The 12,628-nt window shown below is 68.8% G+C and carries 18 protein-coding genes; 3 read left to right on the forward strand and 15 right to left on the reverse strand.

All coding sequences use genetic code 11. The annotated features are described in order from the left end of the window. Positions 1–8 precede the first annotated feature (8 nt). On the forward strand, positions 9–665 hold the full coding sequence (gene gmk, locus SFC76_RS15760; RefSeq protein WP_322850361.1) for a guanylate kinase: 657 nt from the start codon (positions 9–11) through the stop codon (positions 663–665). Here the strand turns inward: gmk and SFC76_RS15765 are convergent. The 7 genes from SFC76_RS15765 to SFC76_RS15795 all read right to left on the reverse strand — a co-directional run bounded on the left by SFC76_RS15765 (position 649) and on the right by SFC76_RS15795 (position 6,286). Beyond that, positions 649–1,341 carry an ATP12 family chaperone protein gene (locus tag SFC76_RS15765; protein WP_322850362.1) on the reverse strand — a complete coding sequence of 231 codons (693 nt, stop codon included), beginning with the start codon at positions 1,339–1,341 and terminating at the stop codon, positions 649–651. The genes gmk and SFC76_RS15765 overlap by 17 nt on opposite strands. After that, entirely contained in the window at positions 1,338–1,556 is a 219-nt protein-coding gene (locus tag SFC76_RS15770) for a hypothetical protein (protein ID WP_322850363.1), read from the reverse strand. Before SFC76_RS15770 ends, SFC76_RS15765 begins: the two co-directional genes overlap by 4 nt. After that, the gene (locus tag SFC76_RS15775; RefSeq protein WP_322850364.1) at positions 1,553–2,206 is read right to left on the reverse strand and encodes an HAD-IA family hydrolase; all 654 of its coding nucleotides are present in this window, start codon (positions 2,204–2,206) and stop codon (positions 1,553–1,555) included. The genes SFC76_RS15770 and SFC76_RS15775 overlap by 4 nt, the downstream gene beginning before the upstream one ends. A gap of 438 nt (positions 2,207–2,644) precedes the next feature. Continuing rightward, positions 2,645–3,772: an RluA family pseudouridine synthase gene (locus SFC76_RS15780; RefSeq protein WP_322850365.1), complete on the reverse strand. Its 1,128-nt coding sequence runs from the start codon at positions 3,770–3,772 to the stop codon at positions 2,645–2,647. Beyond that, positions 3,769–4,158, reverse strand: coding sequence for a fluoride efflux transporter CrcB (crcB, locus tag SFC76_RS15785; protein ID WP_322850366.1), 390 nt, complete (start codon positions 4,156–4,158; stop codon positions 3,769–3,771). The genes SFC76_RS15780 and crcB overlap by 4 nt, the downstream gene beginning before the upstream one ends. A 78-nt stretch (positions 4,159–4,236) precedes the next feature. After that, entirely contained in the window at positions 4,237–5,313 is a 1,077-nt protein-coding gene (locus SFC76_RS15790) for a PHB depolymerase family esterase (RefSeq protein ID WP_322850367.1), read from the reverse strand. 253 nt (positions 5,314–5,566) lie between these two features. Continuing rightward, positions 5,567–6,286, reverse strand: coding sequence for a hypothetical protein (locus SFC76_RS15795; RefSeq protein WP_322850368.1), 720 nt, complete (start codon positions 6,284–6,286; stop codon positions 5,567–5,569). 109 nt (positions 6,287–6,395) lie between these two features. Here SFC76_RS15795 and SFC76_RS15800 point away from each other — a divergent pair, with 109 nt between their 5' ends. Then, positions 6,396–6,617, forward strand: coding sequence for a hypothetical protein (locus tag SFC76_RS15800; protein ID WP_038662840.1), 222 nt, complete (start codon positions 6,396–6,398; stop codon positions 6,615–6,617). Positions 6,618–6,680: 63 nt separating this feature from the next. Here SFC76_RS15800 and SFC76_RS15805 read toward each other — a convergent pair whose 3' ends face one another. The 8 genes from SFC76_RS15805 to SFC76_RS15840 form a co-directional block, all read right to left on the reverse strand. Next, on the reverse strand, positions 6,681–7,106 hold the full coding sequence (locus SFC76_RS15805) for an OsmC family protein (RefSeq protein ID WP_322850463.1): 426 nt from the start codon (positions 7,104–7,106) through the stop codon (positions 6,681–6,683). A gap of 98 nt (positions 7,107–7,204) precedes the next feature. After that, a complete protein-coding gene (locus SFC76_RS15810) occupies positions 7,205–7,510 on the reverse strand; it encodes a glycine zipper 2TM domain-containing protein (protein WP_038662836.1) in 306 nt (101 codons plus the stop codon). Positions 7,511–7,595: 85 nt separating this feature from the next. Next, complete coding sequence (locus SFC76_RS15815; RefSeq protein ID WP_322850369.1) at positions 7,596–7,748, reverse strand: hypothetical protein; 153 nt, start codon at positions 7,746–7,748, stop codon at positions 7,596–7,598. 58 nt (positions 7,749–7,806) lie between these two features. Then, positions 7,807–8,133, reverse strand: a complete 327-nt coding sequence (locus SFC76_RS15820; RefSeq protein WP_322850370.1) for a 5'-nucleotidase — start codon at positions 8,131–8,133, stop codon at positions 7,807–7,809. Between the two features lie 57 nt (positions 8,134–8,190). Then, positions 8,191–8,793 (reverse strand): TIGR02466 family protein, encoded by a 603-nt coding sequence (locus SFC76_RS15825; RefSeq protein ID WP_322850371.1) that lies wholly within the window; start codon positions 8,791–8,793, stop codon positions 8,191–8,193. 13 nt (positions 8,794–8,806) lie between these two features. Continuing rightward, positions 8,807–9,373 (reverse strand): aminoacyl-tRNA hydrolase, encoded by a 567-nt coding sequence (gene pth, locus SFC76_RS15830; protein WP_322850372.1) that lies wholly within the window; start codon positions 9,371–9,373, stop codon positions 8,807–8,809. 254 nt (positions 9,374–9,627) lie between these two features. Next, entirely contained in the window at positions 9,628–10,311 is a 684-nt protein-coding gene (locus tag SFC76_RS15835; protein WP_322850373.1) for a 50S ribosomal protein L25/general stress protein Ctc, read from the reverse strand. A 389-nt stretch (positions 10,312–10,700) separates the two neighbouring features. After that, positions 10,701–11,621, reverse strand: coding sequence for a TraB/GumN family protein (locus SFC76_RS15840; RefSeq protein ID WP_322850374.1), 921 nt, complete (start codon positions 11,619–11,621; stop codon positions 10,701–10,703). A 95-nt stretch (positions 11,622–11,716) separates the two neighbouring features. Here SFC76_RS15840 and SFC76_RS15845 point away from each other — a divergent pair, with 95 nt between their 5' ends. Beyond that, entirely contained in the window at positions 11,717–12,586 is an 870-nt protein-coding gene (locus SFC76_RS15845; RefSeq protein WP_322850375.1) for a glycine--tRNA ligase subunit alpha, read from the forward strand. The last annotated feature ends 42 nt before the right edge of the window (positions 12,587–12,628 follow it).

Here is a 12,628-nt window from a genome sequence, read left to right on the forward strand (position 1 = left end):
TAGCGCGCATGCCGACGACCCATTCCGCCGACCCGCACCATTTTCGCCGTCGTGGCGTCCTGTTCGTGCTGTCCTCGCCATCGGGTGCGGGCAAGTCGACCATCGCGCGCAAATTGCTCGCCGACGAACCCGAACTCGGCATGTCGGTGTCGGTGACGACGCGCGCGATGCGGCCCGGCGAGGTCGACGGCAAGGATTATCATTTCGTCGATATCGAGGAATTCCGCCGCATGGTCGCGGCGGACGAGTTCCTGGAATGGGCGCACGTCTTCGACCACCGCTACGGCACGCCGCGGGCGCAGATCGAGACGCTGCTCGCCGCGGGCAAGGACGTGCTGTTCGACATCGACTGGCAGGGCGCGCAGCAATTGTTCCAGATCGCCGGCGGCGACGTGGTGCGGGTGTTCATCTTCCCGCCCTCGATGGAGGAGCTGCGCGCGCGGCTGACCAACCGCAACACGGATACCGCCCAGGTGATCGAGGCGCGGATGGCGCGCGCCGCCAATGAGGTAAGCCATTGGGACGGCTACGATTACGTGCTGGTCAACGACGATGTCGAGCAATGCTTCCAGGGGGTGAAGACGATCCTGGCCGCCGAGCGGCTGAAGCGGTCGCGGCAGACCGGGCTGATCGGCTTCATCCGCAAGCTCACCCGGACGGCCTGAGCGCGGCGAGAAAGGCGACCGCGGCGTCATAGTCGCGCCGCTTGTTGGCCAGAGCCTGGACCGCGAGCGAATCCGCGCCCCAGAGTTCGGCCTGGAAATCCTCGTCGATATTCGCCGCGGTCCACAAGGTGTCGGGGTCGCCGGCCTGCTCGACCAGCGCCAGCGCGAGGATGAGCGATCCGGTGATCGTCACCACCGGCGACAGGCCGGCGAGGCGGAAGGGATCGAGCGCCGCCACCGCCTCGCCGAGCCGGGCCAGCGTCGCGGGCGGCTGTGCCCGGTGCATGACGCCGGCGGTCGTCTCGAAATGCACGTCGTAGCGCGCGCGCGCCCAGTCCAGCCACGGGTCCCACGCCGCCTGCTGCCGCGCGATCAGCGCATCGGGCGACAGCGCACGATAATAGAGCAGGTCGCTCTCGCCATAGGCGGCGAGGCCGGCGGCGAAGCTGGCGGGATCGGGCGCGACCCGGTCGATCGCGGCGTTGGCGAGGCCGGTCAACGGCATCGCGCGCGGATCGATCGTCTCCGCCACCGCGCGCCATTCGTCGGCGACCGCGGCGGCGAGCGCATCGGTCGGCAACGCGAGCGGCACGCGGCCGGGGGTGCGCACAGGCCGGCCGTCGAGCGTGACGACGCGGTCGGCATCGATCGTCACTTCGGTCCAGAAGCGCTTCATGGCCTGGGCGTCCGCCAGCGGTGGGCGAGGCTCGCCGGCACGATCGCGATCACCGCGAGCGCGGACAGCGTGATCGCGACGCCGAGCACCTTGATCGGCCAGTCGTGCGAGCGGGCGGCGAGCACCAGCCCGAACACCGCGCCGGCGCTGCCCGCCAGCCGGCTGCCGACCATCGCCAGCCAGCGCTTGCGCGCGCGCGTGTCGTCGGGGGTCACGCCAGGATCTCCAGCAGCGCCGCGGTGCGCGTCGCGACGACCTGCGCGCCGCCGCGGACCAGATCGTGGACGTCGTGATAGCCCCAGGCGACGCCGACCGCGCGCGCGCCGGCGGCCTTGGCCATCGCCATGTCGAAGCTGGTGTCGCCGATCATCGCGGTCTGCGCGGGCGTCGCGTCGACCTCCGCCATCGCGGCGAGCAGCATCGCCGGATCGGGCTTGGAGGGGTGGCGGTCGGCGGTCTGGAGGGTGACGAAGCGATCGGTGAGGCCGTGGTGGTCGAGCACGCGGGCGAGGCCGCGATCCGACTTGCCGGTCGCCACGCCGAGCTGCCAGCCGCGCGCCGCCAGCGTCTCGATCACCGCGGCGATGCCCTCGAACAGCGGCTCTTCGGTCATCGCGCCGCTGGTGCGCAGCTCGAAGAACGCCTCCTTGTAATCGGCCGCCATCTTGCGGTGGAGTGCGTCGTCGGCGTCGGGCAGCAAGGCGCGGACCGCCTCGACCAGGCTCAGCCCGACGATGCGGCGGATCGCCGCGCGCGGCGGCGCGGGCAGGTCGGCGATGCGGAACGTCGCCTCCATAGCCTGGCAGATGTTGGCCTGGCTATCGACGAGCGTGCCGTCGCAGTCGAATACGGCGAGTTTGGTCATCGCATCGCCGTAGCGGGCGCCGGTGGAGCGGTGAAGAGGGTGTTGGGCGACATGGACAACATGGACACCTTAACGGAAACGATCGAGGGGTATCGTTTCCGTTTTTGATATGAAGGGGGCGGGATATCCCAGAGGCGTGACGGGGCCTTCGTGCTGCCACGCGGGCGGGACGATGAGGGCGGGCGGGGCGTGCATGGTTCGGGCATACGCCGGTCGACGGGGTGTAGGACAGACGTTCGTGTTTATCGTTCTATGCGAGCGGCTTGGTAGGCCGTGGACATTTGGAACGGTGTCCGACACGTACGACGGCCCTCCCAACTGGGCCCCGGCCTTCGCCGGGGTACAGGCTTACGGGTAATGGGATGACGATCGCAGGTGTCCCGACTCGTCACCGGTGACGGGGTGAGGGGGCGCGCTTCGTCGGTAGCGCGCCCCGGCTTAGTCCGGGCTGCCGCGGCGGCGGCGTTCGCCGCGGTGTTCCTTGCGCATCGATTTGGCATGCGCCTTGGCGCGCTGCTTGAGCACCGCCTTGGGGGGCGGGCCTTTTTTCGGTTCCTCGAAGGGCATGGCGTCGCCCTTGGCGATGTCGAAACCCAGCGTGGCGAGGCTTTCGGCAAAATGCGTCGGCAGGTCCGCGGTCTCGTCGATGCTGCCGCCGTCGGGGTGGTCGACGCGGATGCGGCGGCTGTGCAGGTGCATCTTGCGGCTGACGCCGCCGGTCAGGAACGCCGCGGCGCCGCCGTATTTGCCGTCGCCGACGATCGGATGGCCGATCGCCGCCATATGGACGCGAAGCTGGTGGGTGCGGCCGGTGAAGGGTTGCAGCTCGACCCAGGCGCAGCGGTTGCCGGCGCGCTCGACGACGCGATAGCGGCTGCGCGCGGCCTGGCCGTTCTCCTCGTCGACGTGCATCTTCTCGCCGCCGGTGCCGGGCTGCTTGCCGATCGGCAGGTCGACCATGCCGTCGTCGATCGACGGCACGCCGACGACCAGCGCCCAATAGACCTTCCGCGCGGTGCGGCCCGAGAAGGCCTTGGCGAAGAAGGCGGCGGCGCGGCTGGTGCGCGCGACGAGAAGCGCGCCCGACGTATCCTTGTCGAGCCGGTGGACGAGCTTCGGCCGCCCCTCCGCATCATATTGCAGCGCGTCGAGCAGGCCGTCGACATGCTCGGACGTCTTGGTGCCGCCCTGCGTCGCGAGGCCGGGCGGCTTGTTCAGCACGAGCGCCTGGAGATCCTTGTGGATCACCATCTCGCGCGCATAGGCGATCTGCTCCTCGCTCAGCGGCGGGCGTTCGCGCTTGGGACGGGGGGCGTCGGGCGTATCCTCGATCACCGGTTCGGGCGGCGGCACGCGCAGCGTCTGGCCGGCCTTGATCCGGTCGCCCGGCGTGACGCGCGAGCCGTCGACGCGCAGCTGGCCGGTGCGCGCCCATTTGGCGACGGTGGTGAAGCTCGTTTCGGGCAGGTGGCGCTTGAACCAGCGGTCGAGGCGGATGCCGTCGTCGTCATAGCCGACGTTGAACTGGCGGACACCGTCGCGAGTGTCGTTCTTGGCGTCGCTCATGCGCTGGCTCCGGCGAGCAGGGCGCGGGTCGCGGCGAGGCCGGCGAACAGCGCGACGATCGAACCGATCACCGACACCAGCACATAGCCGAAGGCGGGGGCGAGCGCGCCACGCTCGATCATCGTCACGGCGTCGAGGCTGAAGCTGGAGAAGGTGGTGAAGCCGCCGAGCACGCCGACGCCGAGGAACAGGCGCCACGGCTCGGCGAGGCCGCCGGCGCGGGCGAGGATCGCGGTGAGCACGCCCATCAGCAGTCCGCCGACGAGATTGACGGCCAATGTGCCGTAGGGAAAGTCCGGCCCAAGCGCGGTGAGCGCGGCGCGGCCGGTGAGATAACGCGCGGCGGAGCCGAGGGCACCGCCGATCATGACGAACAGAAGAGGCATGATGCCAGCCCTAGAGGACTATTGGGTACAAGGGAATGCGGGGGTTTGGTGTCGCGCGCTGTGGGGCGTGGGGGCGCCCTAGCGCAGCAATCCGGCGGCGCGGAGCGCGTCGTTGATGACGCCGGCGACGCCGGCCGGTTCGCGCGACGGCGTGGCGATCCGGGTCAGTCTGGCGTTGCCGCGCGACGGGGCTGCGATCGCCGGGGCGATGCCCCAGAAGGCGGCGATGCGGCGGGTCGAGGACAGGCCGACGTCGAGCATGAACGGACCCGGCGTGCCGCACGCCTCCGGCCCGTGGGCGGCGATCGGGGTGCCGTGGCCCATGCCGTGGATGCGGTGATCCTCGATCACCACCCGGCCGGCGCCGTCCTGCCAGCCGCGATAGGCGTGGTTGTCCTGCGTCGCCTCGACGTCGGGCCGCGCGGCGACCTGATGCAGCGCGCGCCATTGCGTCAGCAGCGCCTCGGCATTGGTCTGGTCGACCGTCGCGTCGGCGTCGCCGTGCCAGATCGATAGCGTCGGCCAGGCGCCGCGATGCGCCGAGGCGTCGCGCGCCAGCGTGCCGAGCGCGGCGGCGTCTGGCATGTTGTGGCCGCGCATCCGGTCGAGCGCCTGCATCACGCCGCTCGCGGTGCCATAAGGCAGGCCGCCGAGGATCGCGCCACCGGCGAACAGCTCAGGATAGGTCGCCAGCATCACCGCGGTCATCGCGCCGCCCGCGGACAGGCCGTTGACGAAGACGCGGGCGGGGTCGACGTCGTGCGCGTCGATCATCGCCGCGATCATCTCGCGGATCGAGAAGGCCTCGCCATGGTCGTGGCTGACATCCTCGGGCGCGAACCAGTTGAAGCAGAGATTGGGGTTGTTGGCGCGCTGCTGTTCCGGGAAGAGCAGGACGAAGCCGTGTTCGTCGGCGAGCTGCGACCAGCCGGCACCGGCGTCGTAACCCGCGGCGGTCTGCGTGCAGCCGTGCAGCACGACGACCAATGCCGGCTTCGCCGTCACCGATCCGGGGACATAGGTGCGCGCGAGCAGATTGCCGGGATTGCGGCCGAAGCCGGTGAGCTGGCCGAGGCGATCGCCGCCGCCCGTCCACGGCTGCTGCTGGCCCTGCGCCGCGGCGAGCCGGCTGATCGTGTCTGACAAACGTCGCATGCGCGCACTCCGAAAGGGACAGGACCGCCACCAAGCGTGTGATGCTGCATTGCACAATATGGTCGGGCGGGGTGGGATAGCAAGCCGGCAGGTGCGTTGCCGTCCCATCCTCGGCCGCTCCTGTCGGAGGAGGGGCGATCTAGGCGGGATCGACGTTCAGCTCGCGGACGATGACAATTCCTTCCCCTGGCGGGGGAGGACTTACATTACGACGATGAAGGTCGATCCCGCCTAGGCAGAATGTCGATCACGCCTACCGGACGATGAGGTCGACCTGGCTGCCGCCGGCGGGGTCGGGGCTGACGTAGACGACATAGGCGGCGTCGCCGCGGGTGCCGCCGAGGACGTGTTGCGCGCCCGATGCCTGATGCTCGGCCGAATAGCCGGCGCGGGTGACGCGCGCGTTATACCAGTCGAGGATACGGCCGACCGGGGCGCTGCTTGCGAAGCTGACGACGCGCAGGCCGCAGGCGTCGTTGCCCGCCGCCTCGCGGACGCGGGCGTCGGGGTAGAGCGGCACCGCCGCGGGCAGGCGGTTGGCCCAGCCCGCCGAATAGGTGAAGCGTGCGGCGCAGGGCGCGCCGGCCACCGATTGCCGCCTGGCGAGTTCGCCGAGCGTCAGCGCGCCATCCGCCTTGCGGCAGGCGGGGCAGTCGGCCTTGGCGGCGGGGGTCGGCTTGAGGTCGGCGGCGGCGACATGGTCGGGGGTGGCGATCACCGGTTCGGGCGGCGCGGACAGCGGATCGGGGCGGCTCGGCGGGCGGACGACGTTGGTGTTGGCGCTCTGCGTCAGCGCCGGATCGACCATGATCTGGTCGCGCAACGCCGCGGTCAGCGCGGGATCGCGCTGGTTGCCGGGGCCGGCGGCGGTGAGTTCCTGGTCGAGGCTGTCGAGATCCTGCTGCGAGGCAGGCTGCTTGCTACACGCGGTCAGCGCCAAAGCGAGCAGGAGAAGGGGGCGAATCGCAGTCACCGCAATGACATGGCGCAGGTGCCGTTAAGGCGCCACCGGCGATTCTGGTTAACACTACGTCACGCCGGCCCGGCTTGTCCCGTGCGGGGACGGGGGCCATATCCGGGCGATGCTCAATATCGTCTCCATCGCGATCGGGTTCGTCACTTTGGTGCTCGGGCTGGTCGCGTTCATCCCGCTGCTCGGCTGGATGAACTGGCTCGTCATTCCGATCGGCATCGTCGGCGCCGCGTTCGGCGCGCTGTCGTCGTCGAACGGCGGGCGCAACCTCAATCTGGTGTTGATCGTGATCTTCGCGATCCGGCTGAGCCTGGGCGGCGGGATCTTCTGACCGGCGCCTAGCCCTTGCCACGGTCGCCGCGTCCCCCGGCCGTAGCCGGGGGACGGGCCGGGATCAGCCGAAGGTGGTGGCGAGCGTGATCTCGCAGGTCAGCACCTTGGAGACGGGGCAGCCGGCCTTGGCCTCGTTGGCGATCCGCTCGAACTCGGCCTGGTCGATGCCCTCGACGTGGCCGGTGAGGGTCAGCGCCGATCTGGTGATGGTGAAGCCGTCGCCGTCCTTGTCGAGCGTCACCTTGGCGTCGGTCTTGAGATTGCCCTGGCTGTGGCCCGCACCCGCCAGCGCGAAGGCGAGCGCCATCGTGAAGCAGCCGGCATGCGCGGCGGCGATCAGTTCTTCCGGATTGGTGCCGGCGCCATCCTCGAAGCGGGTGTTGAAGCCGTATTGCGAATCGGACAGCACGCCCGACTGGGTCGTGATCTTGCCCTTGCCGTCCTTGCCGAGGCCATCGTAGCTCGCCGAAGCGCTGCGCGTTACCATCTGATCGATCTCCATATCGGGGTAGGTCGCAGGGGATACGCAAAAGGGGCGCCGCGAGTTGCCTCGCGACGCCCCCGTCGACCTAAAAAGGTCTCGGCTCAGCGGCAGCGACGCTTGCCGCCGCGATCGATCTCGCGACCGAGCAGGCCACCGGCGACCGCGCCACCCAGCGTGCCGACCGTCCGGTCGCCGCGGGTGTCGATCGTCCGGCCGAGCAATGCACCGCCGACCGCGCCGACCACGGCACCGGTGGTGCCGTCGGGCTTGCGGCAGCGGATGCGGCCGCGATCGTCGCGCCATTCGCGATACTTATGCCGCTGCGCATCGGCCTTCGACACCGGCACGATCATCGTCGCCGGCACCACCATCGCCGCACAGCCCATCGCAAGCATCAGATTCCGCATTGTTACACTCCCGTTCTGTGAAAATCGTGTTGCATCAACGTCATCTTGTTAGGCGCGGTTGCATGAACCTGAAACAACGTTCCGTTCAGGAAACGATCGGGGGTTCGGGGGGCTCGCCCGCCTTCGCCGCCAGACGCTTGCGGTAGCGGTTGGCGATAAGCGTCGCGCCCAGGACGAAGCCGCCGGGGGCGAGCAGGACGACGGCAGCGAGGCCGATCTGCTGTTTGGTGAACCGCATGGGGACGATGGTAGCGGCAGGAGATGAACGGTGAATGAGGGCGCGAACGCGCGCGCCGTCAGAACGGCATCTTGAGGCGGAGCATCGCCCGCGGCGCGCTCTGGCCGCCGGGCAGGCTGCCTTGTTCCGCTTCGGCCGAGAGGCGGGTCTTGCCGAGCGTCGTGGCGGCGCGGATCGGGCGTTCGGCGTAGCGGGTTTCGTCGAGCCGTTGCAGGCGGTCGGCGCCCGCCGCACGGCCGCAGACGACGATGTCGCCACGCCGGTCGGGGGTGCCGCAGGGAACGGCATCCGGCGTCGATGCGGGTTTGACCGGGCGGAGCTCGGCGGGCAGCGGCGGTCCCGCTACCGGTGCCGCCTGCAAAGCCATCATGATCGCCAGCCGCATCGTGTCGCCTCCCGATGCGGCGAAGCTGCCGGGCAATTGCGGCAGCCGCGTGACGGCTCAGCGATAATTGAAGCTGATGCTGATCCGCTCGCCCTTGGCGGCATTGGGGACGACCTCGTGGCGCAGCCAGCTTTCCCACAGGAAGACGCTGCCCGGCCTGGGCTCGGCATAGACGAAGGTGGCGTGGCTCTCGTCGGCATCGGCGCGGCGGGTGGGGGCGGCCATCATCATCGGCAGCCGCGGATCCTCCAGCTTGAGCGCGCCCGCGCCCGGCGGCGTCGCGACATAGATCGTGCCGCTGACCGCGCTGTGCGGATGGATATGGCCCGAATGAGTGCCGCCGGGCTTGAGGACGTTGACCCACAGGCTGTCGAGCTTGAGCTTGCGGCCGCCGAGATCGAAGGCGCAGGCATCGGCGAAGCGCGCGACATGCTTGTTGAGCAGCTTGACGAGGTCGGCGAAGCGCGGGTCGCGCGACGGCAGATCGTTGAGCGAGGCGTAGGAGGTATAGCCGCGATAGCCATGCGCCTTCGACCAGGCGACGCCGGCGCGATCCTCGCGCGCGAGGTCGAGGCAGGCGTCCTCCAGCTCTTCGAGCAGCGCGGCGTCGCCGAGATCGTCCTCGTAGAAGCGGGTGGCGAACAGGGTGCGGACGGTCATTGTGCGAGCCTTGCTATACTAGTCTTAGGGCGACGTCGTTCATGAAGCGGACGTCGTCGTCCGCGGCGAGCCACGGCGCCTCGGCCCCGATCGCGCCGAGCATGTCGGCGAGCGGATCGAGTTCGGCCTTGGCGTAATTGCCCAGCACATAGCCGGTGACGCGGTCCTTGTGGCCGGGATGGCCGATGCCGATCCGCACGCGGCGGAAATCGGGGCCGAGATGCTGGTCGGTCGAGCGCAGCCCGTTATGCCCGGCGGTGCCGCCGCCGCGCTTCACCTTGACCTTGAACGGCGCGAGGTCGAGCTCGTCGTGGAAGACGGTGAGCGCGTCGGGGCCGAGCTTGTAGAAGCGCAGCGCCTCGCCGATCGCGCGGCCGCTCTCGTTCATGAAGGTGGCGGGCTTGAGGAGGAGCACCTTCTGGTTGCCGACGCGGCCTTCCTGCGTCCAGCCCTGGAACTGCTTCCGGACCGGCGCGAAGCCGTGCATGTCGGCGATCAGGTCGACCGCCATGAAGCCGACATTGTGCCGGTGCATCGCATATTGCGGCCCCGGATTGCCGAGCCCGGCCCAGATCTGCATGACGTGTGGTCCTTGTTCGCTCTTGGCGGAGATAGGCGGCTACCCCACCCTCGTCATCCCGGCGAACGCCGGGACGCTAATTTCGGGACGCTGGTGGTGCGGATACCATCAGCCGCCCGCGTCCGTGGGTCCCGGCGTTCGCCGGGATGACGAAATGGGGGGCAGGGGGCATCTCGGGCGGCCACACGAAAAAGGGCAGGGGAGCGTTGCCGCCCACCTGCCCCGGTTCCGACGCCGCCGGAGCGGCACCCAGCTTAGTTCTTCTGGGTGGTGATCTTGTCGTCGTCGTTGTCGTCGTCGTTCGGCTCGGCTTCGGCAGCAGCCTCGGCGGCCTGGGTCTCGGCGACCTCGGCGTCGAGCGCCTCGTCCTGCGCGGTCGGGACGGTCGGCGGCACGATCGTGGCGATCGCGAAATCGCGGTCGTCGATCGCCGGCGTCGCGCCCTTGGGCAGCTTCACGTCGCTGATGTGGATCGAATCGCCGATCTCGAGGCCCTTCAGCGAGATGGTGATCTCGCTGGGGATGTCGGCGGCGTCGACGACCAGCTCGATCTCGTGGCGCGTGATGTTGAGCACGCCGTTACCGCGCTTGATGCCGGGGGCATCGTCTTCGTCGGTGAACACGATCGGCACCGCGACGGTGACTTCGGTGTGCTCGCCGATGCGCAGGAAATCGACGTGGATCGGGCGATCGGTGACGGGGTGGAAGGTCACGTCCTTGGGCAGCGTGCGCTGGCCGTCGATCATGATCACCGAGGTCATGAAATGACCGGTCATCAGCGCCTTCATCAGCGCCTTTTCCTCGAGGTGGATCGAGGTGGGTTCTTTGTTCTGGCCGTAAATTACAGCGGGGACGCGGCCGTCACGACGCAGCGCCCGGGAGGCTCCCTTGCCAACCCGGTCGCGCGTCTCGGCTGCGAGCGTAATGGAGTCGCTCATGCAGATAACCTTCCGAAACGTGCTAAAGTGTCTTTTCCGCGCCACGCCTCCAGGGATGACCATGGCTGGAAGCGGCGGCGCTTAGCCGATGAGGGTGGGAAAGACAAGGTGGGGTAAATTCCTCCCTCGCGCAGCGGGAGCGCAGGGTTGGATTGCCCCCGGCAATCCAAGATCATGCCGGGGGCATGATCGACCCTGCGCTGGGGACCGCCGGCCGCAGGCCGGTGGTGGAGGGGGCGTCTCCGCGAACGACCAAGTTCGCCGTATCCTCCCCCTCCGTCAGTGCTTCGCACTGCCACAGTGCCGGGTCGGTCATGCCCCCGGCATGACCTTGAACGGCCGGGGGGCCGTTCAACCCGGCACTCCCTGGCGGGGGAGGAATTGTGGTATCAGTATTTCACCCGTTCGGCCTTCACGCCCAGTTTCGCCAATTGCGCCTGCACCGACTCCGGTCCCGCGAGGTGCCCCGCGCCGACCGCGATGAACACCGTCCCCGGCCGCGCCATGCGTTGCTTGATCCACGTCGCCCAGCGCGCGTTGCGGTCGGTGAGGAGGACCTTGGCGACCTCGGGCGAGCTTTTCAGTTCGTCGTTCATCTCGCGTGCCAAGGCGTCGGGGTCGCCCTTCGCCCAATCGTCGACCATCGAGGCCATCTGGTCGTCGAGCTTGGGCAGTTCGTCGACCGTGCTGACGAGGAAGTCGAGCTGCGCCTTGTCCGACAGGCTGCCGAAGAAGCCCAATTGCTGTTCGGGCGTCTCCAGTCCGGTGAGCGGCTTGTTGGCCTGTTTCGCGGCGGCGGTGATGACCTGTTCGGGGCCGTTGTCGCTGTCGTAGCCGAGCTTCGACAAAGGCGCGACCGAGAGCTGCGTCGCCGCCAGCCACGGCTTGAACTTGTCGAGCGCGTTCGCGGGCAGGCCGAGGTCGGTCACCGCCTTGGTGAAGGCGGCGCGCTTGGCCTCGGGCAGGCGCTGCGTCAGCGGCGGGGTGCCGGGCGCGGCGACGCCGGTCGCCTGCACCAGCCCCTGCATCGCGGCGGCGTCGGGCATGACGATCTCCAGCTTGACCTCGTCCGACCGGTCGAACGCGGTCTTCACCGCCTCGTCGAACCAGGTGAGGCCCGGCTTGAGCACGTGGATCGTCCCGAACAGATAGACGGTCGTGTCCTTGTCCCTGACCACCCAGAGCGCCGGATCGGCGTCGTTGGCGGCGCGCGCCGGCTGGGCGGGCTGCTGCGCGCAGGCGGGGAGCGACAGGCAGAGCGCGAGCGCCGACAGCGCGGGTCGAAGGGCCTGCCGAAGAATTGGTATCATGCGGGGACGCTCATCCATGACTAAGGTGAGGGCCTAGCTAATGCCGCGCCGCACCACTTGCTAGACGCGGCCTCATCGGCCAAAGCCTCGGGACGATGGCCGCCACACCGCTTTCCTTCCAGAAGATGATCCTGACGCTCCACGATTACTGGAGCGACCGGGGATGTCTGATCCTGCAACCGTATGACATGGAAATGGGCGCGGGGACGTTCCACCCGGCGACGACGCTGCGCGCGCTCGGTCCCGATACGTGGAACGCCGCCTTCGTCCAGCCCAGCCGCCGGCCGACCGACGGCCGCTACGGCGAGAACCCCAACCGGCTGCAGCATTATTACCAATATCAGGTGATTATGAAGCCGTCGCCGCCCGACCTGCAGGAGCTGTACCTCGGCAGCCTCGCGGCGATCGGCGTCGACATGACGCGCCACGACATCCGCTTCGTCGAGGATGATTGGGAATCGCCGACGCTGGGCGCCTGGGGGCTGGGCTGGGAGGTCTGGTGCGACGGGATGGAGGTGACGCAATTCACCTATTTCCAGCAGATGGGCGGGTTCGACATGAAGCCGGTCGCGGGCGAGCTGACCTACGGGCTCGAACGGCTGGCGATGTATATCCAGGACGTCGACAACGTCTACGACCTGGCGTTCAACGACAGCGGCGTGAGCTATGGCGACGTCTTCCTCGAGAACGAGCGGCAGATGTCGAAATGGAATTTCGAGGTCGCCGATACCGCGGCGCTGTTCGACCTGTTCAAGAAGGCCGCGGCGGAATGCGAGAACAGCCTCGCCGCCGGGCTGCCGATCCCGGCCTATGAACAGGCGATCAAGGCGAGCCACACGTTCAACCTGTTGCAGGCGCGCGGCGTGATCTCGGTCGCCGAGCGGCAGGCGTACATCGGCCGCGTCCGCGACCTCGCCAAGGGCGCCTGCGCGGCGTGGATGGACAAGAACGGATGGGCGGCGTGAGCGGGTTTGTCGCATTCCTCCCCCGCAAGGGGGAGGGGGACC

Origin of the sequence: Sphingomonas sp. CD22, assembly GCF_034556155.1 — a bacterium.
Lineage (GTDB): Bacteria > Pseudomonadota > Alphaproteobacteria > Sphingomonadales > Sphingomonadaceae > Sphingomonas.

What these genes read in the sequence shown, in the direction of transcription:
- SFC76_RS15805 (WP_322850463.1), bottom strand. Translation starts at nt 7,106, where the DNA reads ATGGTAACGCGCAGCGCTTCGGCGAGCTACGATGGCCTCGGCAAGGAC.
- SFC76_RS15780 (WP_322850365.1), bottom strand. Translation starts at nt 3,772, where the DNA reads ATGAGCGACGCCAAGAACGACACTCGCGACGGTGTCCGCCAGTTCAAC.
- SFC76_RS15820 (WP_322850370.1), bottom strand. Translation starts at nt 8,133, where the DNA reads ATGCGGCTGGCGATCATGATGGCTTTGCAGGCGGCACCGGTAGCGGGA.
- SFC76_RS15845 (WP_322850375.1), top strand. Translation starts at nt 11,717, where the DNA reads ATGGCCGCCACACCGCTTTCCTTCCAGAAGATGATCCTGACGCTCCAC.
- crcB (WP_322850366.1), bottom strand. Translation starts at nt 4,158, where the DNA reads ATGCCTCTTCTGTTCGTCATGATCGGCGGTGCCCTCGGCTCCGCCGCG.
- SFC76_RS15815 (WP_322850369.1), bottom strand. Translation starts at nt 7,748, where the DNA reads ATGCGGTTCACCAAACAGCAGATCGGCCTCGCTGCCGTCGTCCTGCTC.
- SFC76_RS15790 (WP_322850367.1), bottom strand. Translation starts at nt 5,313, where the DNA reads ATGCGACGTTTGTCAGACACGATCAGCCGGCTCGCCGCGGCGCAGGGC.
- SFC76_RS15840 (WP_322850374.1), bottom strand. Translation starts at nt 11,621, where the DNA reads ATGATACCAATTCTTCGGCAGGCCCTTCGACCCGCGCTGTCGGCGCTC.
- gmk (WP_322850361.1), top strand. Translation starts at nt 9, where the DNA reads ATGCCGACGACCCATTCCGCCGACCCGCACCATTTTCGCCGTCGTGGC.
- SFC76_RS15835 (WP_322850373.1), bottom strand. Translation starts at nt 10,311, where the DNA reads ATGAGCGACTCCATTACGCTCGCAGCCGAGACGCGCGACCGGGTTGGC.
- SFC76_RS15765 (WP_322850362.1), bottom strand. Translation starts at nt 1,341, where the DNA reads ATGAAGCGCTTCTGGACCGAAGTGACGATCGATGCCGACCGCGTCGTC.
- SFC76_RS15810 (WP_038662836.1), bottom strand. Translation starts at nt 7,510, where the DNA reads ATGCGGAATCTGATGCTTGCGATGGGCTGTGCGGCGATGGTGGTGCCG.
- SFC76_RS15825 (WP_322850371.1), bottom strand. Translation starts at nt 8,793, where the DNA reads ATGACCGTCCGCACCCTGTTCGCCACCCGCTTCTACGAGGACGATCTC.
- pth (WP_322850372.1), bottom strand. Translation starts at nt 9,373, where the DNA reads ATGCAGATCTGGGCCGGGCTCGGCAATCCGGGGCCGCAATATGCGATG.
- SFC76_RS15800 (WP_038662840.1), top strand. Translation starts at nt 6,396, where the DNA reads ATGCTCAATATCGTCTCCATCGCGATCGGGTTCGTCACTTTGGTGCTC.
- SFC76_RS15775 (WP_322850364.1), bottom strand. Translation starts at nt 2,206, where the DNA reads ATGACCAAACTCGCCGTATTCGACTGCGACGGCACGCTCGTCGATAGC.